The organism is Pseudomonas fitomaticsae (assembly GCF_021018765.1).
Classification (GTDB): domain Bacteria; phylum Pseudomonadota; class Gammaproteobacteria; order Pseudomonadales; family Pseudomonadaceae; genus Aquipseudomonas; species Aquipseudomonas fitomaticsae.
Window position 1 is genome coordinate 553,507 of the sequence record NZ_CP075567.1, and the last position, 24,204, is coordinate 577,710.

Here is a 24,204-nt window from a genome sequence, read left to right on the forward strand (position 1 = left end):
GATTTTCGCCTATTTAAAGACGATTCTTGAAATTGACACATAGTTGAGGGCGCGGCTACGATTCGGCCCAACGCCTGTGGCTAACCGCCATGACACAAAATCAGGAGCAGGCCCGCCATGACATTGTCTTGAGCGGGTCTTTTTGTTTCGGGGTGAATAAAAGAGTGCAATAAGCGCCGTTTCAGCCGTTCGACACAGCGCGTTTCAACCCGTAATAAGGAAAACAAAATGTTGAACAAGCGAATCAGTCTGATCGCACTGGGGATGTTGAGTGCCACTTCGGCCATGGCTAACGACCAGGCCGAGTCCAAGGGTTTTGTTGAAGACAGCAGCCTCAAAGTGCTGTTGCGCAATGCTTACATCAATCGTGACTACAAAGACGGTCGCCCGGACAAAGCCGAGTGGGGCCAGGCGGCCATCGGTACGTTCTCGTCCGGTTTCACCCAAGGCACCGTAGGTGTGGGTGTGGACGCTTTCGGCCTGTACGCACTGCGTCTGGATGGCGGCAAAGGCCGTATCGGCGCGCAAGGTATCGACTTCTTCAAGCCGGGCGACAGCGGTAGCGCTGCCGACGACCTGTCGAAGGGCGGTGCAGCCGTCAAGTTCCGTATCTCCAACACCGTACTGACTTACGGCGACCAGATGCCGGCCCTGCCGGTGCTGAGCTACGACAACGTGCGTCTGCTGCCGGAAAGCTACACCGGTACCTTGATCACTTCCAAAGAGATCAAAGGTCTGGAGCTGAACGCCGGTCGCTTCACCGCCGAGTCGCGCAAGAGCGCTGAAGGTCGTGACAGCGGTGGTCTGAAGTCGATCAACGTATTGGGCGGTAGCTATCAGTTCACCGAACAGTTCAAGGCTGCGCTGTACGCTTCCGATGTCGAAGACGTGCTGAAGAAGCAATATGTGAACGCCAACTACGTGTTCCCGATCGACAAGGATCAGTCCCTGACCCTGGACTTCAACGGCTACCGTACCAAGCTGGACAACTCCTACGTCCGCGAAAACGGTGTGACCGGCGACGACAACAAGATCTGGAGCCTGGCAGCGACCTTCGCTACCGGCCCGCACTCGTTCACCGTGGCACACCAGCGTTCCACCGGCGACAGCAACCTGGGCTATGCCTATGGCGGCTACCAGAAAGAACAAGGTCGCGTAGGTGACGGTGGCAATACCATCTACCTGGCCAACTCCTACTGGTCCGACTTCAACGCTGAAGACGAGCGCAGCTGGCAGTTGGGTTACGGTCTGGACTTCACGGCGTTCGGCGTACCGGGTCTGAGCTACAACTTCGCGTACGTGCGTGGTGACAACATCACTACCTCCACCAGTACTGGCGGTACCGAGCGCGAATACTTCAACCAGTTCAAGTACGTCGTGCAAAGTGGCCCGGCCAAAGACCTGAGCATCAAGTTGCGCAGCTCGATCCTGCGTGTGTCGCAGAAATCCAGCGAATACAACGTCAGCGGCAACGAACTGCGTGTGTTCGTGGATTACCCGATCAACATCTTCTGATGATGGGTTGAACCCGCGAAACGCGACAGAAAAACCCCGACTGGTTCGGGGTTTTTTTTTGACGCTTTTTGAAAAAACAGCATAAAAACCCGTGTTTTTGTCATTTGAAATGCACTTTCAGGCCGTTTCAAATCGCGTTTCAAACAGGGCTTTAAATGCCTGAAATTCTTTCTCATGGACGCAAATTCTCCACCTAATAGATTAGGCCGCTCAATGCAGCGGAGAATTTGGTAATGATCGTTTTAACCAGAGAAGTGGGCGAATCGCTACGGCGCGACAAGTACGCCAATGTGCAGGGTGCTGACTTCAATCTCTACGGTCATTTCGCCGACTTCGTCAGACTGACCAAAAGTTGGGAAAACATGGAGCCTGACAGTTACTACGGTCAGGCCGAAGCCGGCATGCGTTACCGTCGTTACAGCGACTTTGAATACAACCCCAAGACGCGCGAACTGAAGCAACTGGAACATCGCGCGTACGTGCAGTCCAAGGAAAACAATGCCTACGTGGGCGGCGTTGTGCGGCACTTCCAGGACTTCTCCGATGAAGTGATTACTTCGCCGGTGATGCGCAGCCTGATCGACACCGATTTCGAAGTGTACAAAAGCGTGTTGCCGGAAGAGCTGCACGATGAAATCTGGCAGTGCCAGATCCATCAGATCCGCATCGAGATCAAACCCGGCAAACAACTGGAAATCACCCCGGAAGGGATTCACTGCGACGGTTATCCGTTCAGCGGCGTGCACTTCTGGGGGCGCAACAATGTCGAGGGTGCGGAGAGTCGTCTGTACGACATCCACGAGCATCAACTGGCGTCGACCACCTACCAGGAAATCCTCGACACCACCTACTTCCTCGACCGCGACATGCGTCACTACGTGACACCGGCACGCAATACCCACTCCCACGCCATGGCGTACCGGCAGATCCTGGCGATTTCCTTCTCGCGGCCCGGGACCGCTTTTGACATTGTTCGCTAATCAGATCACCCAAATAGATGGCGTCGAATGCTCGACGCCGGTGGTGCTGCGGCGTGCGACGGCCAAGGACGCGCAGCGCATGGAGCGTTTCTTCCGCCAGTTCGACGAAGTGTCGTTCTGCGAATGGCAGGACGCCAAATGCCTGCGCGGCGTGCTGATCCAGAAAACCACCACGGCCTATCTCGCCTTCGACGTTGAAGGCGAAATCGTCGGCGCGGTACTGGGCGGCATGCTGGGCAGTCGCGGCACGATCAACCATCTGGCGGTCAGCCTGCGCTACCGCAGTCAGGGTGTGGGCCAGCGGCTGGTGGAAGCGGCGTCGGCCGACATGAAACGGGTCGGTGTGCTGCGGATGTTTCTGTTCGTCGACGATGCTAACCTCGCGGGCAAGCGTTTCTGGACGGCCCAGGGTTTTTGCGAACCTCACGGCGAGCGGACATTTGAGAGGGATCTATGAATGAAACATCCGGCAGTGCGCCGCTGATGGTCGACCGTCAGCCATCGCGCACCTTTGCCGAAGCCAGCCCGGTGGTGGCCGGTTACTTCACCGTGTCGTTCGTGTTCGGGCTGATGGCCGTCAACGCCGGGCTGCCGCTATGGCTGCCGGTGGCCATGTGTCTGTTCGTGTATGCCGGGGCCTCGCAATTTGCCGCGCTGGCGCTGATCAGCAGCGGGGCGTCGCTGACCACCATCGTGCTGACCACGTTTCTGATCAATGCGCGGCACATGCTGATGTCGGTCTACATGGCGAAAGCCCTGCGAGCGCTGGGTCTGAGCCGCATGGAGCGCTGGTGTTACGCCGGCGGGCTGACGGATGAATCGTTCGCCTTCCACAGCGTCAAACTGGGCACCGGTGCGCCGGTGAACATTCGATATCTGATCGGCTTCAACCTGTTCTGCCACACCTCCTGGGTGATCGGCGGATTGCTGGGTGCGCTGTGCGCGCAGTACGCGTCGCACCTGATCAAATACCAGCTCGATTACGCGCTGACCGCGATGATGCTCTACGTGCTGGTCTCGTTGTGTAACACCCGCAACAAACTCATTGCTGCGCTGGCCGCGGTGGTTTGCATGGGCGCACTAAGCCTGGTCGGCAGTTCGCCATTCAACGTTTTCATCGCCACGTTTGTGGGCTGCGGAGTGGGTGTATGCCTGACCAAACGTTCCTGATCCTGGTGGTCGCGCTGATGATGGCCGTGACCTTCCTGCCACGGGCCTTGCCGCTGCAGGTCAACACCGAGCACTGGCCGCCCTTCGTCGCCCGCGCGCTGGAATACCTGCCAGTGGCGATCGTCGCTGCGATCAGCCTGACACCCTTGTTGATCAAGGATCAGCACATACAGCTCGATCGCCCGGAATTCTATGCAGCGATTCCGACGCTGTTATGTGCGTATTTCAGCAAAAACCTCTTTCTCAGTGTGGCGGTTGGGACGGCTGCGTACATTGCGCTCGGTTCGTTCATGTAGCGGCAGATCGACCACGTCGTTCAACGCCTGGCCGGACAGATCCGGGTTGTTCACCGCCAGGCGCACTTCGAGGAAATCCTCGAATCCCGGGAAAATCGTCAGGCCGTTCTTCTGCGCGGCCTCGCGGGAGACCATGCCGACCGCGTCCATCTGGGTGATAAGCGACAGGGTCAGCGTTTCGCTGCAGGAATAGATCGTGCGCTGACTGTTCTCGTGATTGCCCAGCCCTGCGTCGAGAAAACGCAAAAAGCTGTGGGAATACGGGCAATCTTCTGCCGGACGCACCTGAAACTTGTTGCCGAGCAACGTCAGCGGATCATTCTCCTGACCGCAGTGCGCGCCGACCACTTGCACCTGCACTTCCGGCAGGACAATGCTGGGCAAGCCCGGACGCTGCGGGCCGATCAGCACCGCCAGATCGAAGTCCTCGTTCTTCAGTTTGCTGAGGTTTTCCATCGACTCGGCGTAGCTGAATTCCATCTGGTAATCGGGAAACACCTCGATCAGGCGTCCGATCAGGCGCCGGTTGAAGTCCGGCGCCAGCGTGGTGTTCAACGCCACTTTCAGCGTGCGCTGTCCCGGCACCTTCAAGGCTTCGACTTTCTCTTCCATCTGCCGCGTGGCAATCAGCACTCTGTCCATATAGGGCGTCAGCTCCGTGCCTTGCGGCGTCAGCGTCAGCCCCTTGTTGGATCGTCTAAACAAGCGGAAACCGAACTGCTCTTCGACCTTGTTCAACTGTGCGGCCAGGGCCTGCACGGTCAGGCACGAATGCTCGGCTGCGGCCGACAACGAGCCGGTCTGCACGATGCGCATGAGGTTGCGTAAGGTTCTGCTATCCATGGGTAATGCCCTCTGAAGTGGGCTGGGTATTGTTGTGTACGTGACGGCCTGAACGGCGCCATTTGCCGGCTATATTCCTGTACCTGAGCATAGTTGTCGCGCAATTAGTAGCGAATTGATGTCCCCGCCGATGGCTGGAGGCTGACACAGGATCGGGTTTTTTGGTGACGTGGGGGTGATTGGGGTCAAAAAAAGTGCACGGTTTGGGTGCGTCTGCGGGTTTTTCAAAGAATTTTTGGCGCGATTTTTACAGACGATTCATTACACCAACTCACAAATGAAGTACCCCACCCCTACTTTTTCCCCTCCCGGCACACGCCTACATTGAGCTCCAACACCTGACCATCATCCCGAGGGCAGGTCACTGGAGTCGTCGTCATGCCATTTGTCAGCGTACGCATCACCCGCGACGGTGTTACCCGTGAGCAGAAAGCTCAGGTGATCGCCGAAATCACTGAAACCCTGGAACGCGTCCTCAACAAGCGCCCGGACCTGACCCACATCGTGATCGAAGAAGTCGACACCGATAACTGGGGCTACGCCGGCATCACCACTACCGAATACCGCCGACAACTGGCGGAACGGGGCCAGTCATGACCCCGATCGTGACCATCGATTTCGTCTCCGACGTGGTGTGCCCTTGGTGCGCACTCGGGGCGCACTCGGGGCGACAGCGCTGGAGCAGGCGATCGGCAATCTGGCCGGCGAGGTTTCGGTGGAGCTGACCTACAAGCCCTTCGAACTCAACCCGGACATGCCCGCCGAAGGCGAACCGGCCGTGCAGCACCTGATGCGCAAATACGGCCGCACCGCCGAAGACGTCGCCGCCGGCAAGAAGATGCAGATCGAACGCGGCAAGGCCATCGGTTTCGAGTTCGACCTGGAGAAACGCACGCACTTTCACAACACCTTCGATGCCCATCGATTGCTGATGTGGGCGGCGCAGGAAGGGCGGCAAGTCGCGCTGAAAAAGATCCTGCTGCGCGCTTACTTCCGCGACGGCGACAACCCCAACGATCACCCGACGCTCATCCGTCTGGCGACCGAAGCGGGACTGGATGCGGCGAGGGCCCGCAAGGTGCTGGCCAACGACGAATTCGCCAGCGAAGTGCGGCAACTGCAGGCGTTTTACCGGCAGCACGGGATCAACTCGGTGCCCGCGCTGATCCTGAACGGCAAGCACCTGGTGTCCGGTTCGCAATCGGTCGAGTACTACGAACAAATGCTGAAACAACTGGCTACCGCCTGATTCAACACCTACTTATTGATTGAGGATTTCATCATGAGCAACTCGAAAAAAACCGTCGTTATCACCGGTGCTTCCCAAGGTCTGGGCGAAGGCATGGTCAAGGCCTTCCGTGAGCTGGGCTACAACATCGTCGCCACTTCGCGCTCGATCAAACCGTCGAACGACCCGCAGATCCTGACCATCGCTGGCGACATCGGCGACCCTGCCACCGCACAGCGCGTCATCAGCGAAGGCGTGGCACGCTTCGGCCGCATCGACACCCTGGTCAACAACGCCGGCATCTTCGTCGCCAAACCGTTCACCGCCTACACCGCGGAAGACTACGCGGCGGTGCTGTCGGTCAACCTCAACGGCTTCTTTTACATCACCCAACTGGCCATCGCCGAGATGGAAAAACAAGGCAAAGGCCACGTCGTCAACATCACCACCAGCCTGGTCGACCACGCCATCGACGGCGTGCCCTCGGTCCTCGCTTCGCTGACCAAGGGGGGCCTCAACGCCGCCACCAAATCCCTGGCCATCGAATACGCCAAGCGCGGAATCCGGGTGAACGCGGTATCGCCGGGCATCATCAAGACGCCGATGCATGGCGAAGAAACCCACGCAGCACTGGGTGCGCTGCATCCGGTTGGGCACATGGGCGAGATCGACGATATCGCGCAGGCGGTTGTGTATCTCGATAACGCGAACTTTGTGACTGGCGAGATTCTGCACGTGGATGGCGGGCAGAGCGCTGGGCACTGATTGATCCGGTAACACAAAGCCCTGGCAGCGATGCGAGGGCTTTTTTGTGCGCGACGGTTTATGGATCCGGACTCAACACTTTGACCGCGTCATCGACCAGCGCCTTGCTCAACTCCTGCAAATATTGCGAGGCGCAGGCGTGGAGTTCCGGATCGTTGGCGGCAGAGGTATCTGAGGTGAGCAGTTTTGAAATATGGAGCAGGTAGGAGGCGTGGGAGAGGGCGGTGACGACTGGGACGCCGGGGTTGGTGCGGAAGAGTGCGTGGTTGGATTGAAATGAAAAATGGGTGAGACCGAGGGTTTTCAGATCGTGGGGATGGGTCATGGCTTCACCTACCATTGGCTGGGAGGTGGAAAGAGCAGGCTTTGGACGGAGCGATGCTAATCATTTGTGAAACTCCCTGTATCAAATGAGGGCTGCCAATTCGTTCTCAGGCGAAAGGGTGGCAGCTATGCGCAGGCTGAGAAACCGGAGATACAGGAATCCGGCAGGTCCGAAGACCTCCCACGCACAGCCGCCATTGCACGGAAATGCAGCCACAAAAAAACGCCGGCAAACGTGGGTTGGGGCGCTGGTGCGCCTGTATCTTACGCGGGTTCTCAGGCCCGGTCGCTGGATTGGCAGCGACGGGTTTGACGGTAGCTTGGGGGAGGGTTGGAGCGCAATCGTGGCCAGGTGGTGGCGGGGAGGCCGACATACTCACATGCAACACTTATGTTGCATGGGTAACAAATATGTTGCACGGTCGCTCTGCCGAAATAGCGCGTGATGCGCATAAGCGACATCGAGTTTCGGCGATGCAGCTACGCCACAAGGGTGAGACTGAGTTTGTACCCCATGAGAGGAAAAGTGATGTTCGAATATGCGTTGGAAGTCCACGAGGAGCCGAGCAGTGTCTGGTTGTCCTGCGCAGAAATTCCAGAGATGCACGCCGCTGGCGATACCCTCGAGGAAGCACTCGACGGCGCGATTGATGCAATGGAGACGGCTTTGTCGATTTACGTAGATGACCGCCGGTTGATTCCGACAGGTGATGTGGGAGAGCAGGAAAGTGACGCGGTGTTGCGTCTGCCTGCACTGACTGCGGCAAAGGTTGGGCTCTGGAATTCGCTTTTGGAGTCTGGAGTCAGCAAGGCTGAACTTGCACGTCGCTTGGGGGTGCAACGACCCCAGGTAGATCGGTTAGTCGATTTCCTGCATCACTCCAAGATCGAGAATGTCGAGCGTGCGTTGCAGCAGCTTGGGCGCCGGATTTTGCTCTCGGTTGAGGCTGCGTAGGATTGGAGAAAAGCCCCCCGACAGCGATTGCTGTCGGGGGCTTTTCATTTGGCGCGGAAAACCCAAACCCCAGAAACAACAAAGCCCCTGCATTTCTGCAGGGGCTTCGCTTTGTATGGTGCCGGCACCAGGAATCGAACCCGGGACCTACTGATTACAAGTCAGTTGCTCTACCATCTGAGCTATACCGGCGTGTGGGCGACGATTATAGCGACTCGGGTGCTTCTGTAAACCCCTGAATTCAGACTATTTTTGCGCCCTCTGCGAATCACGCCCGGCGCAGGACGTTGCGCAGTTTTTGTACAGCGCGCCAGGCGCGGCTGTTTTGCAGGGCGCGCAGTTCGGCTTCGGCTTGTTCGGCGCGTTGCAGGGCGGTTTCCAGTGCAGGGTTTACCGGGTAGGCGAGGTTGTGGCCTTTGCACAGCTGGAAGTTGTCGAGGTTGCACGGTGGCAGGTCGAACGCGGGTTTGAGGTTGATGTGTTCGTTGGCCAGGAAGAAGCTGTTGAGGCCGTCGAACAGGACGTTGGTGTAGCCGGCGTCGGTCACCAGGTGTTCCCAGGTGTGGTCGCGCTTCCATGGGGTTTCGATGAGGATGATCCATGGACGGAAGCGGCTGAAGTCCATGCCGCGCAGGACTGTTTCTTCATGACCCTCGACGTCGATTTTCAGGAAGTGGATCGGCCGCTCGGCGGCGTGTTCCTCGCAGATCGAGGTCAGGGTGCGTGCGTTGACGTTGAGGCTGCGAACATCCATGCCGAGGTCTTTGCGTTCTTGCGCAACGACCGGGTCAGCGGTGGACAGGCCGGTGCCGGGGATGCCGTAGAAGGTCAGTTCGCCTGGCTGGTCGCTGGCCACGCATTGCAGCGTGGTGTCGCGGGAGCGCTGCTGGCAGAGGGCGTCGTAGTAGTTCTGCATCGGTTCGACATTGATGCCTTGCCAGCCGCGATCATAAAAGGCCTTGGTGACCGAGTCGTGGATCGGGTCATTGGCGCCGACGTCGATATAAAAACCGTTTTCAAAATTCTGCAGAGCGCGCCAAAGGCGAACGTCCTCGAAATTCTGTGCGTAAGAAATGAACGTCACGGGCGCTTCCTGTCGGTCGGATTTTTCTTGTTCGGGCGTGTGCTACCTGCACGGCGTAGGTCTGTATAGCAAGGGTGGTGGGCCACTGCAATTTTCCATTGCCGGCGTCCGCGATTCGGCGGTTATGTCCTTTTGGTCGAGGGCTTATGCACAACAGGCTTTGAAGAAGGCGGGCTTAGGCAGGTTTTTGTGGACCGGTTCTCATTTGAGTCGCAAATCCCTGTTTTACTGGTTTTTTATTTATATGAACAAAAAATGACCAGCGCTGCTAATGGCCTGAAACAGCCGTGGATATTGGATCCATGATAATTCCATCAACAGAGTTATCCACAGCCTGTAAAGATTTAAGCGCGTTCGGCCAGCAGCAGGAAATTACGCGGTGTGAGCGGCGTTTCGCAGAAGGTGCCCAGGCGTACGACGTATCCCTGTTCGGTGAGGAAAAGTGCCCGATCAAGATTCAGCCAAAGCTCCAGCGGCCGTCGGAACAGTCCGCGCAGCAGTTCCAGGTTGCGAACTTCGGCCAATCGCTGCCAACCGGCGGCTTCCAGTGCTACCCAATCTGGCGAGCCGATTGTGGATAACTCTTTGAGTGCTGCCAGGTCGCGGCAGTAATCGGTGAACGGTTTGTCCAGCCAGGCGCTGGGCAGAGAAGGCGTTGGCAGATATTCGTCGACGCCGCGCACTTGCCGTTGCAAGAGATCGAAGGCAAGTCGGCGGGCCATGGAGGTGTCACGCTGACGTCGGACGCGGGCACCAGCGGTGACGGTTTCGCTCATTGGCAGGGACAGATCTTCCAGCGAGAGCTGCAGGTCTGATCGCGATCCTGCGGAGGACAACGCCTGATATTCAGTGCGACTGATCCGGTTGTAGCAGCACGGTGCGATCGCCAGTTGTCGGCAGCCAGCGGCGGACGCAAGTTGCATCAGTCGAACATGCAGATCGCCGCAAGCGTGCAGGGCAACAGGCGTATGTTCGGCGTTCAGCAATAAAGCGGTGTTCGCCGCGAGCACATCCTGCTCCACATGCAGCGCATGCAGGTGATGACGCTGACTCAGCGCCTGACCGCTGGCAACCAGCGCCGGGTCATATTCCAGGCAGGTGAGTTGCTGATCAGCACCGAGTAGGCGCCGGCCCAAATGACCTTTGCCCGAACACCAATCCAGCCAGTGCTTGGGTTGCGCGGCAAACGACAAGCGGCTGGCGAAGGCCTCGATCTGCTGCCATTTGCGCCCCGGCACATCGACATTCAGACGATGCCCGGCGGCTTCCAGCGAATGCGCAGGCAATTCACCGACCGAACTCAACTCAAGCGACAACGCCGCCAATGAAGCAAACGGCTCCGGCGCATCCAGGAGTTCGGCAGGTTGGTTGTGGGCGTTTTCCGCATTTTCCAGCGACCGCCCGCGTAGCCACGAGGCCAGTTCCGGGTAGGACGCTTCCCATGGCAGTTGCAGATGAGTGAAGGGGCGCGGCTTCCACAGCGCCTGATGGGCTGTGAGAAATGAATCCAGTGCCGTGAAACGAGCGAGTAGGGCCTCGCCCGTCAGCACGTCAGAAGATTCAGCGTCCTTGGCACGCATCGACGCGCAGCCAGCGTTCCAGCAGCTTGAAGCCGCGAACCAGCACGTAAGCCATCACCAGATAGAACACGCCGGCAGCGAAGAAGATCTCCACCGGCAGGTAGGTGCGGGCAATGATCGTGCGCGCCATGCCGGTCAGTTCCAGCAGGGTCACGGTACTGGCCAGGGCGCTGGCCTTGAGCATCAGGATCACTTCGTTGCTGTAGGCCGGCAGGCCGATGCGCGCGGCACGCGGCAGGATGATGTAGAACAGCGCTTTAGGCCGGGACATGCCCAATGCCCGCGCCGCTTCGATCTCACCCGGCGGAATTGCCTGGATCGCGCCGCGCAGGATCTCGGCGATGTACGCCGCGGTGTGAAGGGTCATGGTCGCAGTGGCGCACCAGAACGGATCGCGCAGGTACGGCCACATCGAGCTGTTACGCACTGCATCGAACTGCGCCAGGCCGTAGTAGACCAGGAACAACTGCACCAGCAACGGCGTGCCACGGAAAAAGAAAATGTAGGCGTAGGGCAAAGCGCGCACGTACCACAGCTTCGAAGAACGGGCGATGCCCAGCGGAATCGCCAGCAACAAACCGGCGATCACGGCGATGGCCACCAGCTCCAGGGTCAGCGTCGCGCCTTGGGCCAGTTTCGGCAGCCACTTGATGATGACTTCCCAATTCATTGAGCGCTCCTCGCGAAGCCGCGTGCGGCGCGTTTTTCAAGCAAGTGCATGCCGATCATCGCCAGCACGGTCAGGCACAGGTACATGAGCGCCGCCACCATATAGAAGGTGAATGGCTGCTTGGACACGGTCACGCCGATCTGCGCGTGGCGCATGATTTCTTCCAGGCCAATGACCGACACCAGCGCGGTGTCTTTCATCAGGATCATGAACAGGTTGCCCAGGCCGGGCAGGGCGATGCGCCACATCTGCGGCATGATCAGTTTGGTAAAGATCCGCCATTTCGACAGGCCCAGGGCCACGCCGGCCTCACGGTGGCCTTTGGGAATGGCGAGGATCGCGCCACGAAACACTTCCGTGGCGTAGGCGCCGAAGCACAGGCCCAGCGCAATGACGCCGGCGGCGAAGGCGCTGAGTTCCAGTTCGGGATTGCCGAGGAACTCACCGAGCGCGCGCATCGCGTTGACCGTACCGAAGTAGATCAACAGCACCCAGAGCAATTCCGGGACACCGCGCACCAGGGTCGAATAGGTACCGCCAAGCCATTGCAACGGCTTGTACGGGGAAGTCTTGGCCAAGGCGCCGAGCAGACCGAGCACCAGCCCCAGGCACAGGGCCGAGAGTGCCAGTTTGACGGTCATCAGCGCACCGGCGAAGAGCGCCGGGCCGAATCCGTAGAGGTCGATAATCATGGATTTCTTTTCAAATCGCGGCAGGCAAGGCCGGGGATCGGCGCCGTCATGTGGCGGCGCCGATCCGGCAGGTCAGGATCAATAGATGCTGAACGGGAAGTACTTGTCGTTGATCTTCTTGTAGGTGCCGTCGGCAACGATTTCCTTCAGCGCGGCGTTCAGCTTCTCGCGGATCGGGTCGCCTTTGCGTACAGCGATACCGATCTTGTCGCTTTCTTCCACTGGGTCGCCCTTGAATTCGTAGGCTTTGCCGGCGTCGCTTTTCAGCCACTCGTAGTTGACGTATTTGTCGGCGAGGATGCCGTCCAGGCGACCGGAAGTCAGGTCGAGGTAGGCGTTTTCCTGGGTGTCGTACAGCTTGACGGTGATGTCGTCACCGAAGTTGTCTTCCAGGAAGGTGCCGGCCAGGGTCGCACGCTGGGCGCCGATCACCTTGCCTTTCAGCGCAGCCTTGTCGGTCTTGAAGTCGACGTTTTTCGGCGCGATGAATTGCAGTTTGTTGGAGTAGTACGGGTCGGTGAAGTCCACCGCTTGCTTGCGCTCGTCGGTGATCGACATCGAGGAGATCAGGAAGTCGAACTTCTTGGCGTTCAGGGCCGGGATGATGCCGTCCCAGTCCGAGGTCACTACGGAGCACTCGGTTTTCATCTTGGCGCACAGGGCGTCGCCGATGTCTTTGTCGAAGCCGACGACGTTGCCGCTGGCGTCTTTGTTGTTGAACGGCGGGTAAGCCGCTTCGATGCCCATCTTCAGGGTCTCGGCCATGGCACCGGCGCTGAACGCGAGGGTGACGGCGGCGGCCAGGAAGACCTTTTTGTAGTTCTGCATGCGGGTAGCTCCGTTAGCGGTTGCTGGACATGAATTGTTTGCAGCGCGCCGAAAGCGGGTTTTCGAACACCTGCTGTGGCGATCCTTGCTCTTCTACCAGGCCCTGGTGGAGGAACACCACTTCGCTGGAGACCTGACGGGCGAAGCCCATTTCATGGGTCACGAGCAGCATGGTGCGGCCTTCTTCGGCCAATGCGCGGATGACATTAAGTACTTCCTGGACCATTTCCGGGTCAAGGGCGGAGGTGGGCTCGTCGAACAGGATCACCTTGGGCTGCATCGCCAGCGTGCGCGCAATCGCCGCGCGCTGTTGCTGGCCGCCGGACAGTTGCGCCGGGTAGGCGTGGCGCTTGTCGGCGATGCCGACCTTGGCCAGCAGCGCTTCGGCGACTTCGATGGCTTCGGCCTTGCTCTGGCCGAGTACGCGGCGCGGGGCTTCGATGATGTTGTCGAGCACGCTCATGTGCGGCCACAGATTAAAGTTTTGAAACACAAAACCAATCTCGGAGCGCAGGCGATTGATCTGCTTGCCGTCGGCGGCAACCAGTTCGCCATTCTTGGCGGCCTTGAGCTTGAGTTCTTCCCCGGCCACCAGGATCTGGCCCTGGTGCGGGTTTTCCAACAGGTTGATGCAACGCAGGAACGTGGACTTGCCGGAACCGGAGGAACCCAGGATCGAGATCACATCGCCGTCGCGGGCGGTCAGCGAGATGCCTTTGAGCACCTCAAGCTGTCCGTAGCGTTTGTGCAAGTTGCGGATTTCAAGCGCGGGCGTGGCCTCAGCCATGTGCGTTCCTCATATATGTTGCGCTCCTGCTGTTGGTTGGCCTTCCTGGCGAGGCGGCCAAGCTAGCATAGCGTTTCAATGGCAGCCAACAGCGCTACGGGCGGTAAACGGATGGCGTGTGGCAGGTTGTCGCATCGGCGCAGCAGACTGTCGCCCCATCAACAACCGAACGGGTGTTTGAACGTTGATTCCCGTGGGTGTCACGTAAAAAAAGGCGCGATGTTGCCACCTTTGGCGGGGTGTTGGAAGCGCTATCCGGCCGAACGTTCCTCATTCGCCCTTTTATTGTGCGTCCGTCACTTTTTCAGTGTGTTTCTGGTGCGCTGATTCGTTTAAAAAGTGAGTCGCAGGGTAACGCTTTGGCGAAAGGCCAGTATTCTCAAGGGCTTACGATGACTGTCCGGTCGCGCTGAAAACCGCGAGCCAGAAGAGCTTGAAACATTTTGGCGCAATTATTGCGTGCAGAATCTGGAACGCCCCGTTGGATTCTTTTTACGAGAAGGAACGCCAGACGGGCCGGACGCAATCGCTTTCCTCGCAAAGGTAGTTTCAATGAGCAGTACCCAAAGCTCCAATGGCCTCGAACAGGGGCTCAAACCGCGTCATGTGACCATGCTGTCGATCGCCGGGGTGATCGGTGCAGGTCTGTTCGTAGGCTCCGGCCACGCTATCGCCGCCGCCGGTCCCGCTGTTCTGCTGGCTTACGCCGCTGCTGGCGCGCTGGTTGTGCTGGTGATGCGCATGCTCGGCGAAATGGCCGTCGCCTCGCCTGACACCGGTTCCTTCTCGACTTACGCCGACCGCGCTATCGGTCACTGGGCCGGTTTCACCATCGGCTGGCTGTACTGGTGGTTCTGGGTCTTGGTGATTCCGCTGGAAGCCAACGCCGCCGCAACCATCCTGCACGCGTGGTTCCCGGGTGTAGATATCTGGGCCTTCGCGCTGATCATCACCATGTTGCTGACCGTGACCAACCTGTTCAGTGTGAAAAACTATGGTGAGTTCGAATTCTGGTTCGCCCTGCTCAAAGTCGTGGCGATCATCGGTTTCATCATCCTCGGTGTTGCGGCCATTTTCGGCTTCCTGCCGAACAGCCAGGTCAGCGGCGTGTCGCACATCTTCGACACCCAGGGCTTCCTGCCGAACGGCATGGGCGCGGTACTGGGCGCGATCCTGACCACCATGTTCTCCTTCATGGGTACCGAGATCGTGACCATCGCGGCCGCGGAATCGAAGAACCCGGGCAAACAGATCTCCAAGGCCACCAACTCGGTGATCTGGCGGATCGGTCTGTTCTACCTCGTTTCGATCTTCATCGTCGTGGCCCTGGTGCCATGGAATGACCCGGTTCTGGCCAGCGTCGGCTCCTACCAGACCGTGCTTGAGCGCATGGGCATCCCGAACGCCAAGATGATCGTCGACATCGTGGTTCTGGTTGCTGTGACCAGCTGCCTGAACTCGGCGCTGTACACCTCTTCGCGCATGCTGTTCTCCCTCGGCAAGCGTGGCGATGCTCCAGCCATGGCGACTCGTACCAACAAGAGCGGCACGCCTTACTGGGCAGTGATGCTGTCCACTGGGGCAGCGTTCCTGTGCACCTTCGCCAACTACGTGGCCCCGGCTGCGGTGTTCGAGTTCCTGCTGGCCAGCTCCGGCGCCATCGCGCTGCTGGTGTACCTGGTGATCGCGATTTCGCAACTGCGCATGCGTAAACAACGCATGGCTCGTGGCGAGAAAATCGTCTTCAGCATGTGGCTGTTCCCGGGCCTGACCTACGCGGTGATCGTATTCATCGTGGCGGCCCTGACCATCATGCTGTTCCAGGACGCCCACCGCGTGGAAATCCTCGCGACCGGCCTGCTCAGCCTGCTGGTGGTCGCTGCCGGTCTGCTGGTGGCTCGCCGCCGCAATCTGGAAAAACGTGGCGCGGCGGTTCTGAACTGATCCGCAACGCGTAACGCAAAACGGCCGCTGTCAGTGATGACAAGCGGCCGTTTTTTGTTACTGCGAGCGGTTTATTCGCTCTTCTCTTCCTGCGCTTCCGCCGACTGACCGTAGGTGTCCAGCGCAATCCCGAAATCGCTGATGAACTCCGGCTCGCTCAGCCAGGCCTGGGCGGTCTCGCGATCCATGCCATCGGCCCACATGCGGTAGTCGATCAGCATGTCGGCGGCCAGGTGAGTGGCAGCCATGCCTTCGTTCTCGGCGTTTTCCATGTCCAGCAGTTCAGGGTGATCGACGATGATGAACGCCAGCTCGCGGAGCAGCGTCAGCAGCATTTCGTTGCGACTGACGGCTTCGGCGTCGCGCATCTTGCTGAACATCGCCAGGGTGTATTCCGGGATCGGCTCGGCGAGGTGACCGAGGTCATCGTCCTGCGCCAGGGGTTTGCGACCGACCATGCGGATCTGCTTGGCTTTGGCCTTGGCGCGTTTGGCGCGTTTCTGCTGCTTGTTCAGGGATGCCATGGGAACTCAGTTTTTCTGTTGGGTTTGTGCGGCGATTGCGTCGGACGCAGCCACATAGTCTTTCTGGAAATCCGGCGACTCGATCCACGCCAGGGCACCAGCCTCGTCGGTCTCGGTGGACCACTGGCGGTACTCGATCAGCGCGGCGAGGATGAAGTCCATCGCGCCTTCTTCGCCTTCTTGCTCGTACACCAGCTCCAGCAGCGGGTCTTCGAGGAACGCAGTACACAGGGCCTGTTGGCTGATCTTTTCGGCGTCGATCATTTTCTTGAACAGTTCGGTCAGGTCCACCGACTCGAAATCGATGCGGTCGTCGTTCGGGTCCAGCTCGACCGGCGCTTCCGCACGTTTGGTGCGGTTCTGCTTGGCTTTGGTCTTGGCCCGGGCGGCGCGTTTTTGCTGCTTGTTGGCGGAAGCCATGGTGTGTGTTCCGTGGTGCGTTAAAGGGTTTGGCTGCGTGGGATTTTGCGCCCCGGTGTGTCGGAGGCCAGTTCGCCGGTCTGCAGCCAGGTCAGAGCGATGGGCCATAGTGTGGCTTGGTATGCGCTGCGAAAAAAGGCGAAATGTCCGACTTGCTGTTCACCGATGTCCTGCGGCTCGATTCGCAGGTGGGTCTTTTGCGCGTTGTGGAAGTAAGCGAGCAGGCGTTCGATGGCGGGAATCGTGCCGTAGGGGTCGTCGCTGATGCTGATTGCCAGGGCTTTGGCCGAAACGTTGGCGAAGGGCAAGTCGGTCATCGTTCTACCGCTCGGTCGCCGCTCATAACGTGCGGCAGGCGTGCTCCAGTCGCGCACCACGCCGGCGGGCGTGTCTTCCAGCCAGCCAAGTCTTTTGCCCGGAAAATAGCCACAGAACAGCGTGACCAGCGGCATCAGCAGATGCCATTTGCCGAACATCCGCCAGCGGTGCTCGGGCGCGTAATCGCGCCAGTAGGCGAATTGCGCGCCGACCGTCACCAGTCGTCGGATTATCTTTCCAGAGGCCCCCAGGCCCGCTGCACAGCCACCAAAGCTGTGCCCGACCACATCGATCGGCTGCCCGGGAAACTCCCGCTGTGCGCGTTTGAGCATCGCCTCGAAATCCAGCGCGCCCCAATCCGTCCACGAAGCCTGCAAATGCCTCATCGACTTCGGCCTCGATTCGCCAATGCCCCGGTAGTCGTAAATGATCACGTCGAAGCCATTGGCGAACAGATACGCCGCGAAGCGCGAGTAGTGGCGACAGCGCACGGAGGTGGCGGCGTTGATGATCACTACCGGGCGCTGTGGGTCGGGCGAAGCGTGGCGCCAGGTGAAACCGCCGAGCAGATAGCCGTCGGCGGCGGGCTCTTGGAAAGGCTCGCTTTCAATGTCGGATGCTTGGCCAAGTGGAGGTGGCGCACTTTGTAGGTTCATGGGTTTCGAGCCTGGCTAGGACGGGTCGAGAATGAACTTCAGGCGGGATGTAACGCAATGACTTGGTACGCAGTGCGTACCGGATTGACGGTTCGATCAGGCGGCCGCCAATCCGTGACGCAGTGCGTCATGAATTGGCTGGAAGATGCTTCTGTAGTTCTTTTCGCATTCAAGGCAGCTCCCAATCGTTCTAAAACCCACCCCGCCAGACAAAATCTAAAAAGAGGTAACGATTGGGTTCCGCGAGAGCCCGGGAGTCGTCCTCATGAAACGCGTTCTTTCATTCGTGTTGCCCGTTGCCGCTGCGGCGGTGCTGCTGTTTCCGATCATGGCGCAGGCTGCAAGTCTGGAGCCGATCGACAATGCCGCCGTGCAGGTTCAGCAGCAGGAGCAAAACGGTGTTCGCTATCTCGCCGGCGGGATTGGTGAAGATGAGTCGAAAGCCATTCAGCAATCCGCGGGCTACAACCTGCACATGACGTTCGCCGTCGGCCTGCAAAACCAGTACACCGCCGATGTCGACGTGATGATTCAGAAAGCCCCCGGCCAGACCGTGCTGACGCTGAATCAGACCGGGCCATTGGTGTACGTGCAGTTGCCGCCCGGCAAATACACGGTCGTCGCGACCCGTAATGGTGAAACGCGCCGGGATGCGGCGGAAATAGGCGGCGGTGCTGCGCGCAATCTGGTGTTTCACTGGAACGACAACAGCTAGTGACGTTATCGGTCGTGCCGCGATGGCGTGACATCAAATCGCAGGCATAAAAAAACCCTGAATCTTGCGATTCAGGGTTTTCGGTATTTGGTGCCCAGAGACGGAATCGAACCGCCGACACGGGGATTTTCAATCCCCTGCTCTACCGACTGAGCTATCTGGGCAACGGGGCGCATTAAAAGGGTTTTTCGGATTTACGTCAACGACTTTTTTAAAATTTCTTAAATTAATTCCGTCGCTTACGATCCGACCCCCGATTTCGCGAGGTTTACTCTGCAGGCGGAACGTAGCCTTCGGCCTGAGCGTATTCCTCGCCGGAGAAGTACTTGTCCATTTCGCCCTGAAGAAATTTGCGGTCTTCGGCGTTCATCATGTTCAGGCGTTTTTCGTTGATCAGCAGGGTCTGGTGTTTCTGCCAGTCGGCCCAGGCCTTGGCCGAGACGTGCTCGAAAATGTCCTGGCCCTTGGCGCCCGGGTACGGTGGGCGCTCCAGACCTTCGAGTTGTTCTTTGTACTTGCGGCACATTACGGTGCGGGTCATGTCGACTCTCCTGCATTCAAGACGGCGGCCGCGCGTTCGAGCAAGGTCTTGACCGGGGCGGCGAGGCCCAGGCGCGGCGGGGTGGCGAGGTTATACCAGAGCCAGTCGGCCTCGGCCACGTGACCGCCTGCCTCCTGCACCTGAACCAGCCAGGGTTCGATGGACAGCTGAAAGTGGCTGAACGTGTGGACAAGGCTCGGCAGCGCCTGCTGCTCGCCCAGTTCCAGTGAGTGCTGCGCGGCGAGATGTTGCAGGTCGTCGAGGTCGTCGAGTTCCGGCAGGCTCCACAAACCGCCCCACAGTCCGCTGGACGGGCGGCGATAAAGCAGGATCGCGCCGTCCTCGTTGGCCAGCAGCGGCATCAGCGTGCGTTTCTGCGGGATGGCCTTGCGCGGCTTGGGGATCGGGTAACGCGTCTCCAGGCCGAGCATGTGCGCTTCGCAGCCTTTTTCCAGTGGACACAGCAGGCAGCTCGGCTTGCTGCGGGTGCAGAGCGTGGCGCCCAGATCCATCATCGCCTGGGTGTAGGCGTTGACCCGATCCTGCGGTGTGAAGCGCTCGGCGTTGGCCCACAGCTGTCTGGCGACCTTCGGCTCGCCGGGGTAGCCCTCCTGCGCGGTAAAGCGCGCCAGCACCCGTTTGACGTTGCCGTCGAGGATCGGCGCGCGCAGGCCCATGCTGATGCTGGCGATCGCGCCGGCGGTGGACAGGCCGATGCCCGGCAAATCCGTGAGCTTCTCGACATCCCGGGGAAACTCGCCACCGTACTGGCTGACGACGATCTTCGCGGTCTTCTGCAAATTGCGCGCGCGGGTGTAGTAACCCAGGCCCGTCCACAGGTGCAGCACTTCGTCCTCCGGCGCTTCGGCCAGGGCCTCGACCGTCGGCAGTGCGGCCATGAAGCGGTCGAAGTAATTGAGCACGGTGCTGACCTGGGTCTGCTGCAACATGATTTCGGACACCCACACCCGATACGGGTTGATGTTCTGTTGCCAAGGCAAATCATGGCGGCCGTGGCGGTCGAACCATTCCAGCACCGCCGTGGAAAACTGCTCCGCTCTCATCGCTTGAACAGCCCCTTCAATGCGTTTTTCAGTTCCGGGCTGACTTTGTCACCCAGTTTCTCGTCGATCTTTTCGCTGATCTTGTCGCCGGCCAGTTTGGTCGCGACCTGGCCCATGCGTTCGTTGTCCACGCGGCAGGCCTTGGCGCCCAGTTCCAGCGGGCCACGGCAACGCAGCGGCCATTCGATGCCGACGAATTTGTCGCCGACCTGACAGGCCGGGTCCGGCATGGCGCTGGTGTCGCCTTCGACGATGATGCCGACGCGATAGTCCATGCCCAGCACCTTGAGGTCGATATCGCCGTCACCGTTGACGCTCATGCCGGGGATGCGCACTTTCAGGTCCGGGTTGCTGGCCACGCCGTTGCGGAAGGTCAGGTTGCCCTTGAGTTCCTGGAACGGTGTGTCCTTGCCGCGTGGCTCGCCGCTCAGGGATTTTCGGTTCAGGGTGGCGATGCCCTTGCACAGTTGCTGTTCAAGGTTGGCGTTGAGCAGCACGCCGTTGTTGATCACGAAACTGGCGTTGCCGTTGAGGGTTTCGATCAGCGCCTGCTGGCTGTTGCCGCTGCCGGTGACGGTGCTGGTGAGATTGACCAGACCCTTGACTGGCGGATTCTTGCCCTGGCTTTCGAGGATTTTCTCTACAGGCACCCGGTTGATCCGGGTTTGCAGGTTCAGCACCGGCGCGGTCTGGCGTACGTCCAGCGTGCCCTTGGCTTCGAAGTCGCCGTTGTACAACTCGCCGCGCAGGTTCTCCAGGGTCAGCAGGCCGCCTTGGCCGGTGGCTTTCAGTGCGGCGTTCTGGATTGGCAGTTTGTCGAGGGTCAACTGGCCGAAGGTCAGGTCGGCGTTCACGTCGAGTTTGCTCAGGCGTTCAACAGGGAACAGGCGCTCGGTGCTCCAGGCGCTTTTGCTCGGTTTTTCCGGCAGCGGTGTGCTGCCGGCACCGGCCATCGCATCGGCCTCGGTGCTGGCGACTTCGGCCTGGCGGACCTGCGTGGCGTTATTGGCTTTTTCCGATTTCGGCGGCAGATAACGGTCAACGTTGAAGGTGTCGGCCTTGAGGACCGCCCGCAGCGACTGCTTGGCAAAATCTTCGACGGCGATGCGGCCGCTGAAGCTGCTGTCGTCGAGTTTCAGGTTGATGTTGTCCAGCGAAACGCTGGTCGGCGTCGCGGCGACACGGCTGACCAGTTCAACCTTGCTCAGGCTGCCTTCGGCCATGGCCGGCAGGGTCTGGCCGATGCTGTCGACGAATTTCGCCAGGTCGAACTGGGCGATGGAAATCCCGCCGGTGATCTGTGGCGTCTTGTCCAGGTCGTTGGCTTTCAGCTCGCCCAGGGCGCGCAGCTGATTGACCGAGAGCTTGATGCCGGTCCATTCGGCGACGTTGGCGGCCTTGTCCAGCAACAGTTGGCCCTGAGCGGCGAAGGTCACGGTCTTGCCTTGCAGCGGATCGCCGGCGACTTCGCCGGACAGCTTCAGGTCTTCGAACTTGTAGCGTTGCAGGGCGCGCTCGAAGCGCAGCTCGCCGTTGAGTTCGGTGCGCACCCGCAGCACTGGCTGGTTGGTGCCGAGGAACGCGGTGGCCTTGACCGGGATGTTGGTCGAATCGTGAACCGCGCCGGTGCTCAGCTGGATGCTTTCGGCGCTGAATTGCTTGCCGGTCAGCTCGTCGTTGTATTCCACGCGAGCGTTGTTGACGGTCAGGCTGTCGATGTCGAGGCGGATTGGCTGGGCCGGTTTTTCCGGTTGCGCAGGGGGCTCGGGGGTGGTTTCGGCTGTGGTGGTTGGCGCCGGGGCGCTGCCGGCCTTGGGCGGCACCTTGCCGATGTCTTCCCAGTTGCCATGCCCGTTCTTGTCACGGTTCAGGCGCAGGTTCAGGCCTTCCACACGCACGTCGCTCATCTGCACTTCGCGGCGCAGCAGCGGCAGCACGCGAACGGACAGGCCAAGCATCTGCAGGTCGGCGAACGGTTCGGCAGGCTTGGCCAGGGTCGCGACGCTGGCCTCGTGCAGTTCCAGGCCGAGCCACGGGAACAGGCTCCAGCCGATATCGCCATTGAGCGTCAGCTCGATGTGGGCCTTGTCGCGGGCAATCTGGCGGATCTCGTCTTTGTAGTCGTTGGGATCAAACAGGTGGGTCAGGGCGAAGCCCGCCGCCACAATGATCAGCAACAGCCCGAGAAGTACCAGACCCAGGATTTTGCCGAACGCTTTCATGGGCGAGTCCTTGTAAGTAGTCGAATTCGTAATTTAGCCGGGGAGTATAGCGCTGCATCACCCCGCGCTGTTGCGGTGTCCCGTGCAGCCTGCGGAACCGCGATGTACAGCGCTTCGACAACGTTCGGCATCGGGGTTCCCCGGCATCAGGAGATCAGATGACTCAAAAAAGGTGATATCAGTTTGGTTTTTCTGTCACGTGCAAATGGTAACCTTCGCCCGTTCGTCCGCCCATCTGCGACTTAACGTCGCGCTTTCAAGGAGCTTCACCCGCAAAAAACGGTCATGCCTGCGTGCATAAAGGCCGGGGTGGGCAGTGGCTGGCGAACCATACTAATAATTGGGGGATACACAATGAGCACGACCATTACGGCGGACGGCTTCAAAGCCGATCAGCCCGGGTTCCTGTCCAAGGAACGCATCATCGCCAAGCCCGGTTTCAACCGCTGGCTGGTCCCGCCGGCCGCTCTGGCCATTCACCTGTGCATCGGCATGGCCTACGGCTTCTCGGTGTTCTGGTTGCCGCTGTCCAAGGCGCTGGGCGTGACCGCTCCGGTGGCTTGCGCACCGGACATGAGCTTCATCGCACAAGTCTTCTCGTCGCAATGCGACTGGCCGATCTCCATGCTCGGCTGGATCTACACCCTGTTCTTCATCTTCTTGGGCTGCTCGGCAGCGATCTGGGGTGGCTGGCTCGAACACGCAGGTCCACGCAAGGCCGGTGTTGTATCGGCACTGTGCTGGTGCGGCGGTCTGCTGATTTCTGCGCTGGGTATCTATACCCACCAGATCTGGCTGATGTGGATCGGCTCCGGCGTGATCGGCGGTATCGGTCTGGGCCTGGGCTACATCTCGCCGGTGTCGACCCTGATCAAGTGGTTCCCGGACAAGCGCGGCATGGCGACCGGCATGGCGATCATGGGCTTCGGCGGTGGCGCGATGGTTGGTGCCCCACTGGCGACCGCCCTGATGAGCCATTTCGCTTCGCCGGCTGGCGTGGGTGTTTGGCAGAGCTTCGTGGCCATGGCCGCGATCTACTTCGTGTTCATGATCGGTGGCGCACTGGCGTACCGCGTACCGCCAACCGGCTGGAAGCCTGAAGGCTGGACCGCACCGGCGAAGAAAGCGTCGAACGCGATGATCACCCACCGTCACGTTCACGTGAATGTGGCGTGGAAAACGCCGCAATTCCGTCTGGTGTGGCTGGTGCTGTGCCTGAACGTATCTGCCGGTATCGGCATCCTCGGCATGGCTTCGCCACTGTTGCAGGAAGTGTTCGGCGGCAAGCTGCTGGGCAACGATCTGCCGTTCGGTCAGCTGGACGCCGGTCAACTGGCTTCCATCGCTGCCATTGCAGCCGGTTTCACCGGTCTGCTGAGCCTGTTCAACATCGGCGGCCGTTTCTTCTGGGCCTCGTTCTCGGACTACCTGGGCCGCAAGAACACTTACTTCGTGTTCTTCGCGCTGGGTTTTGCGCTGTACGCACTGATCCCGAACCTCGGTCACCTGGGCAACGTTGCGCTGTTCGTGGCGGCGTTCTGCATCATCCTGTCGATGTACGGCGGTGGTTTCGCGACCGTTCCGGCGTATCTGGCCGACCTGTTCGGTACGCAGATGGTCGGTGCGATCCATGGTCGTCTGCTGACTGCCTGGGCCGCCGCTGGCGTGCTGGGTCCGGTGCTGGTGAACTACCTGCGTGAGTATCAGCTGAGCATTGGCGTTGAACGCGCCGCCGCTTACGACATCACCCTGTACATCCTCGCCGGCCTGCTGGTGTTGGGTTTCCTGTGCAACCTGCTGGTGCGCCCGGTAGCGGACAAGTACTTCATGACCGACGCCGAACTGGCTGCCGAACAGGCGCTGGGCCACGACAAGGGGGCTGACGCCAGCACCGTGCTGGAGTGGAAAGCCGCGCCGGGCAGCAAGCCATTGGCAATCGCTGCATGGCTGGTGGTGGGGATTCCGTTGGCGTGGGGTGTGTGGGTGACCCTGCAGAAGACGGCGGTTCTGTTCCACTAAGTTCGTTTACACCTGATCGTTCCCACGCTCTGCGTGGGAATGTCTCCCTGTGACGCTGCGCGTC

Annotated in this window: 25 protein-coding genes, 2 tRNA genes and 1 pseudogene; 12 read left to right on the forward strand and 16 right to left on the reverse strand. The window is 59.8% G+C overall.

Annotated elements, in window-relative coordinates; translation table 11 throughout:
* Nucleotides 1-228: 228 nt before the first annotated feature.
* From KJY40_RS02450 to KJY40_RS02470, 5 genes are all read left to right on the forward strand, one after another.
* Nucleotides 229-1,515 (forward strand): OprD family porin, encoded by a 1,287-nt coding sequence (locus KJY40_RS02450; protein ID WP_230734772.1) that lies wholly within the window; start codon nucleotides 229-231, stop codon nucleotides 1,513-1,515.
* A gap of 233 nt (nucleotides 1,516-1,748) precedes the next feature.
* Nucleotides 1,749-2,495 (forward strand): 2OG-Fe dioxygenase family protein, encoded by a 747-nt coding sequence (locus KJY40_RS02455; RefSeq protein ID WP_230734774.1) that lies wholly within the window; start codon nucleotides 1,749-1,751, stop codon nucleotides 2,493-2,495.
* A gap of 79 nt (nucleotides 2,496-2,574) precedes the next feature.
* Complete coding sequence (locus KJY40_RS02460) at nucleotides 2,575-2,952, forward strand: GNAT family N-acetyltransferase (protein WP_007952618.1); 378 nt, start codon at nucleotides 2,575-2,577, stop codon at nucleotides 2,950-2,952.
* A complete protein-coding gene (locus KJY40_RS02465) occupies nucleotides 2,949-3,665 on the forward strand; it encodes an AzlC family ABC transporter permease (protein WP_085608636.1) in 717 nt (238 codons plus the stop codon). The genes KJY40_RS02460 and KJY40_RS02465 overlap by 4 nt, the downstream gene beginning before the upstream one ends.
* Nucleotides 3,644-3,961: an AzlD domain-containing protein gene (locus KJY40_RS02470; protein ID WP_007952614.1), complete on the forward strand. Its 318-nt coding sequence runs from the start codon at nucleotides 3,644-3,646 to the stop codon at nucleotides 3,959-3,961. Before KJY40_RS02465 ends, KJY40_RS02470 begins: the two co-directional genes overlap by 22 nt.
* On the opposite strand, the gene KJY40_RS02475 is transcribed toward KJY40_RS02470, so the two are convergent.
* Nucleotides 3,878-4,804, reverse strand: coding sequence for a LysR family transcriptional regulator (locus tag KJY40_RS02475; protein ID WP_039764636.1), 927 nt, complete (start codon nucleotides 4,802-4,804; stop codon nucleotides 3,878-3,880). The two genes, KJY40_RS02470 and KJY40_RS02475, sit on opposite strands and share 84 nt — an antisense overlap.
* Nucleotides 4,805-5,182: 378 nt before the next feature.
* On the opposite strand from KJY40_RS02475, the gene KJY40_RS02480 reads away from it, so the two are divergent.
* The 3 genes and pseudogenes from KJY40_RS02480 (at nucleotide 5,183) to KJY40_RS02490 (ending at nucleotide 6,797) form a co-directional block, all read left to right on the forward strand.
* Nucleotides 5,183-5,401 (forward strand): tautomerase family protein, encoded by a 219-nt coding sequence (locus tag KJY40_RS02480; protein ID WP_007952610.1) that lies wholly within the window; start codon nucleotides 5,183-5,185, stop codon nucleotides 5,399-5,401.
* Nucleotides 5,398-6,053, forward strand: a pseudogene (locus tag KJY40_RS02485) (DsbA family oxidoreductase). The gene KJY40_RS02480 and the pseudogene KJY40_RS02485 overlap by 4 nt, the downstream one beginning before the upstream one ends.
* Nucleotides 6,054-6,086: 33 nt before the next feature.
* On the forward strand, nucleotides 6,087-6,797 hold the full coding sequence (locus KJY40_RS02490) for an SDR family NAD(P)-dependent oxidoreductase (RefSeq protein WP_230734777.1): 711 nt from the start codon (nucleotides 6,087-6,089) through the stop codon (nucleotides 6,795-6,797).
* 58 nt (nucleotides 6,798-6,855) lie between these two features.
* On the opposite strand, the gene KJY40_RS02495 is transcribed toward KJY40_RS02490, so the two are convergent.
* Complete coding sequence (locus KJY40_RS02495) at nucleotides 6,856-7,122, reverse strand: DUF3077 domain-containing protein (RefSeq protein WP_230734779.1); 267 nt, start codon at nucleotides 7,120-7,122, stop codon at nucleotides 6,856-6,858.
* Between the two features lie 528 nt (nucleotides 7,123-7,650).
* Between KJY40_RS02495 and KJY40_RS02500 the strand changes: the two genes are divergently transcribed.
* Nucleotides 7,651-8,076: a type II toxin-antitoxin system HicB family antitoxin gene (locus tag KJY40_RS02500; RefSeq protein ID WP_230734781.1), complete on the forward strand. Its 426-nt coding sequence runs from the start codon at nucleotides 7,651-7,653 to the stop codon at nucleotides 8,074-8,076.
* Between the two features lie 116 nt (nucleotides 8,077-8,192).
* Here KJY40_RS02500 and KJY40_RS02505 read toward each other — a convergent pair.
* The 7 genes from KJY40_RS02505 to KJY40_RS02535 all read right to left on the reverse strand — a co-directional run bounded on the left by KJY40_RS02505 (nucleotide 8,193) and on the right by KJY40_RS02535 (nucleotide 13,717).
* Nucleotides 8,193-8,268 (reverse strand) — tRNA-Thr (locus KJY40_RS02505).
* Between the two features lie 76 nt (nucleotides 8,269-8,344).
* Nucleotides 8,345-9,160: an FkbM family methyltransferase gene (locus KJY40_RS02510; RefSeq protein WP_230734782.1), complete on the reverse strand. Its 816-nt coding sequence runs from the start codon at nucleotides 9,158-9,160 to the stop codon at nucleotides 8,345-8,347.
* 344 nt (nucleotides 9,161-9,504) lie between these two features.
* Nucleotides 9,505-10,740, reverse strand: a complete 1,236-nt coding sequence (locus tag KJY40_RS02515) for a methyltransferase (RefSeq protein WP_230734784.1) — start codon at nucleotides 10,738-10,740, stop codon at nucleotides 9,505-9,507.
* Complete coding sequence (locus tag KJY40_RS02520; protein ID WP_007952568.1) at nucleotides 10,721-11,410, reverse strand: ABC transporter permease; 690 nt, start codon at nucleotides 11,408-11,410, stop codon at nucleotides 10,721-10,723. Before KJY40_RS02520 ends, KJY40_RS02515 begins: the two co-directional genes overlap by 20 nt.
* The gene (locus KJY40_RS02525; protein WP_192563158.1) at nucleotides 11,407-12,102 is read right to left on the reverse strand and encodes an ABC transporter permease; all 696 of its coding nucleotides are present in this window, start codon (nucleotides 12,100-12,102) and stop codon (nucleotides 11,407-11,409) included. The genes KJY40_RS02520 and KJY40_RS02525 overlap by 4 nt, the downstream gene beginning before the upstream one ends.
* Before the next feature lie 78 nt (nucleotides 12,103-12,180).
* A complete protein-coding gene (locus KJY40_RS02530; protein WP_230734786.1) occupies nucleotides 12,181-12,930 on the reverse strand; it encodes an ABC transporter substrate-binding protein in 750 nt (249 codons plus the stop codon).
* Nucleotides 12,931-12,943: 13 nt separating this feature from the next.
* Nucleotides 12,944-13,717 carry an ABC transporter ATP-binding protein gene (locus KJY40_RS02535; protein ID WP_007897462.1) on the reverse strand — a complete coding sequence of 258 codons (774 nt, stop codon included), beginning with the start codon at nucleotides 13,715-13,717 and terminating at the stop codon, nucleotides 12,944-12,946.
* A 552-nt stretch (nucleotides 13,718-14,269) separates the two neighbouring features.
* On the opposite strand from KJY40_RS02535, the gene gabP reads away from it, so the two are divergent.
* Nucleotides 14,270-15,661: a GABA permease gene (gabP, locus tag KJY40_RS02540; protein WP_007952562.1), complete on the forward strand. Its 1,392-nt coding sequence runs from the start codon at nucleotides 14,270-14,272 to the stop codon at nucleotides 15,659-15,661.
* 71 nt (nucleotides 15,662-15,732) lie between these two features.
* On the opposite strand, the gene KJY40_RS02545 is transcribed toward gabP, so the two are convergent.
* The 3 genes from KJY40_RS02545 to KJY40_RS02555 are packed head-to-tail and all read right to left on the reverse strand — an operon-like array spanning nucleotide 15,733 to nucleotide 17,579.
* A complete protein-coding gene (locus KJY40_RS02545) occupies nucleotides 15,733-16,185 on the reverse strand; it encodes a hypothetical protein (RefSeq protein ID WP_230734788.1) in 453 nt (150 codons plus the stop codon).
* 6 nt (nucleotides 16,186-16,191) lie between these two features.
* Nucleotides 16,192-16,605: a hypothetical protein gene (locus KJY40_RS02550; RefSeq protein ID WP_007952560.1), complete on the reverse strand. Its 414-nt coding sequence runs from the start codon at nucleotides 16,603-16,605 to the stop codon at nucleotides 16,192-16,194.
* A 20-nt stretch (nucleotides 16,606-16,625) separates the two neighbouring features.
* Nucleotides 16,626-17,579, reverse strand: a complete 954-nt coding sequence (locus KJY40_RS02555; protein WP_230734790.1) for an alpha/beta hydrolase family protein — start codon at nucleotides 17,577-17,579, stop codon at nucleotides 16,626-16,628.
* A 265-nt stretch (nucleotides 17,580-17,844) separates the two neighbouring features.
* On the opposite strand from KJY40_RS02555, the gene KJY40_RS02560 reads away from it, so the two are divergent.
* Nucleotides 17,845-18,294, forward strand: coding sequence for a carboxypeptidase regulatory-like domain-containing protein (locus KJY40_RS02560; protein WP_230734792.1), 450 nt, complete (start codon nucleotides 17,845-17,847; stop codon nucleotides 18,292-18,294).
* 88 nt (nucleotides 18,295-18,382) lie between these two features.
* Here the strand turns inward: KJY40_RS02560 and KJY40_RS02565 are convergent.
* The 4 genes from KJY40_RS02565 to KJY40_RS02580 form a co-directional block, all read right to left on the reverse strand.
* Nucleotides 18,383-18,458, reverse strand: a tRNA-Phe gene (locus tag KJY40_RS02565).
* Between the two features lie 104 nt (nucleotides 18,459-18,562).
* Nucleotides 18,563-18,835, reverse strand: coding sequence for an oxidative damage protection protein (locus tag KJY40_RS02570; protein WP_007952551.1), 273 nt, complete (start codon nucleotides 18,833-18,835; stop codon nucleotides 18,563-18,565).
* Entirely contained in the window at nucleotides 18,832-19,899 is a 1,068-nt protein-coding gene (gene mutY, locus KJY40_RS02575) for an A/G-specific adenine glycosylase (RefSeq protein ID WP_192563165.1), read from the reverse strand. Before mutY ends, KJY40_RS02570 begins: the two co-directional genes overlap by 4 nt.
* On the reverse strand, nucleotides 19,896-22,121 hold the full coding sequence (locus KJY40_RS02580) for an AsmA family protein (RefSeq protein WP_230734794.1): 2,226 nt from the start codon (nucleotides 22,119-22,121) through the stop codon (nucleotides 19,896-19,898). Before KJY40_RS02580 ends, mutY begins: the two co-directional genes overlap by 4 nt.
* Before the next feature lie 354 nt (nucleotides 22,122-22,475).
* Here KJY40_RS02580 and KJY40_RS02585 point away from each other — a divergent pair, with 354 nt between their 5' ends.
* Nucleotides 22,476-24,140 carry an OFA family MFS transporter gene (locus KJY40_RS02585; protein ID WP_085608651.1) on the forward strand — a complete coding sequence of 555 codons (1,665 nt, stop codon included), beginning with the start codon at nucleotides 22,476-22,478 and terminating at the stop codon, nucleotides 24,138-24,140.
* The last annotated feature ends 64 nt before the right edge of the window (nucleotides 24,141-24,204 follow it).

Excerpts from the sequence above, each read along its gene's own strand:
- KJY40_RS02450 (WP_230734772.1), top strand. The coding sequence starts at position 229 with ATGTTGAACAAGCGAATCAGTCTGATCGCACTGGGGATGTTGAGTGCC.
- KJY40_RS02455 (WP_230734774.1), top strand. The coding sequence starts at position 1,749 with ATGATCGTTTTAACCAGAGAAGTGGGCGAATCGCTACGGCGCGACAAG.
- KJY40_RS02460 (WP_007952618.1), top strand. The coding sequence starts at position 2,575 with ATGGAGCGTTTCTTCCGCCAGTTCGACGAAGTGTCGTTCTGCGAATGG.
- KJY40_RS02465 (WP_085608636.1), top strand. The coding sequence starts at position 2,949 with ATGAATGAAACATCCGGCAGTGCGCCGCTGATGGTCGACCGTCAGCCA.
- KJY40_RS02470 (WP_007952614.1), top strand. The coding sequence starts at position 3,644 with ATGCCTGACCAAACGTTCCTGATCCTGGTGGTCGCGCTGATGATGGCC.
- KJY40_RS02475 (WP_039764636.1), bottom strand. The coding sequence starts at position 4,804 with ATGGATAGCAGAACCTTACGCAACCTCATGCGCATCGTGCAGACCGGC.
- KJY40_RS02480 (WP_007952610.1), top strand. The coding sequence starts at position 5,183 with ATGCCATTTGTCAGCGTACGCATCACCCGCGACGGTGTTACCCGTGAG.
- KJY40_RS02490 (WP_230734777.1), top strand. The coding sequence starts at position 6,087 with ATGAGCAACTCGAAAAAAACCGTCGTTATCACCGGTGCTTCCCAAGGT.
- KJY40_RS02495 (WP_230734779.1), bottom strand. The coding sequence starts at position 7,122 with ATGACCCATCCCCACGATCTGAAAACCCTCGGTCTCACCCATTTTTCA.
- KJY40_RS02500 (WP_230734781.1), top strand. The coding sequence starts at position 7,651 with ATGTTCGAATATGCGTTGGAAGTCCACGAGGAGCCGAGCAGTGTCTGG.
- KJY40_RS02515 (WP_230734784.1), bottom strand. The coding sequence starts at position 10,740 with ATGCGTGCCAAGGACGCTGAATCTTCTGACGTGCTGACGGGCGAGGCC.
- KJY40_RS02520 (WP_007952568.1), bottom strand. The coding sequence starts at position 11,410 with ATGAATTGGGAAGTCATCATCAAGTGGCTGCCGAAACTGGCCCAAGGC.
- KJY40_RS02525 (WP_192563158.1), bottom strand. The coding sequence starts at position 12,102 with ATGATTATCGACCTCTACGGATTCGGCCCGGCGCTCTTCGCCGGTGCG.
- KJY40_RS02530 (WP_230734786.1), bottom strand. The coding sequence starts at position 12,930 with ATGCAGAACTACAAAAAGGTCTTCCTGGCCGCCGCCGTCACCCTCGCG.
- KJY40_RS02535 (WP_007897462.1), bottom strand. The coding sequence starts at position 13,717 with ATGGCTGAGGCCACGCCCGCGCTTGAAATCCGCAACTTGCACAAACGC.
- gabP (WP_007952562.1), top strand. The coding sequence starts at position 14,270 with ATGAGCAGTACCCAAAGCTCCAATGGCCTCGAACAGGGGCTCAAACCG.
- KJY40_RS02545 (WP_230734788.1), bottom strand. The coding sequence starts at position 16,185 with ATGGCATCCCTGAACAAGCAGCAGAAACGCGCCAAACGCGCCAAGGCC.
- KJY40_RS02550 (WP_007952560.1), bottom strand. The coding sequence starts at position 16,605 with ATGGCTTCCGCCAACAAGCAGCAAAAACGCGCCGCCCGGGCCAAGACC.
- KJY40_RS02555 (WP_230734790.1), bottom strand. The coding sequence starts at position 17,579 with ATGAACCTACAAAGTGCGCCACCTCCACTTGGCCAAGCATCCGACATT.
- KJY40_RS02560 (WP_230734792.1), top strand. The coding sequence starts at position 17,845 with ATGAAACGCGTTCTTTCATTCGTGTTGCCCGTTGCCGCTGCGGCGGTG.
- KJY40_RS02570 (WP_007952551.1), bottom strand. The coding sequence starts at position 18,835 with ATGACCCGCACCGTAATGTGCCGCAAGTACAAAGAACAACTCGAAGGT.
- mutY (WP_192563165.1), bottom strand. The coding sequence starts at position 19,899 with ATGAGAGCGGAGCAGTTTTCCACGGCGGTGCTGGAATGGTTCGACCGC.
- KJY40_RS02580 (WP_230734794.1), bottom strand. The coding sequence starts at position 22,121 with ATGAAAGCGTTCGGCAAAATCCTGGGTCTGGTACTTCTCGGGCTGTTG.
- KJY40_RS02585 (WP_085608651.1), top strand. The coding sequence starts at position 22,476 with ATGAGCACGACCATTACGGCGGACGGCTTCAAAGCCGATCAGCCCGGG.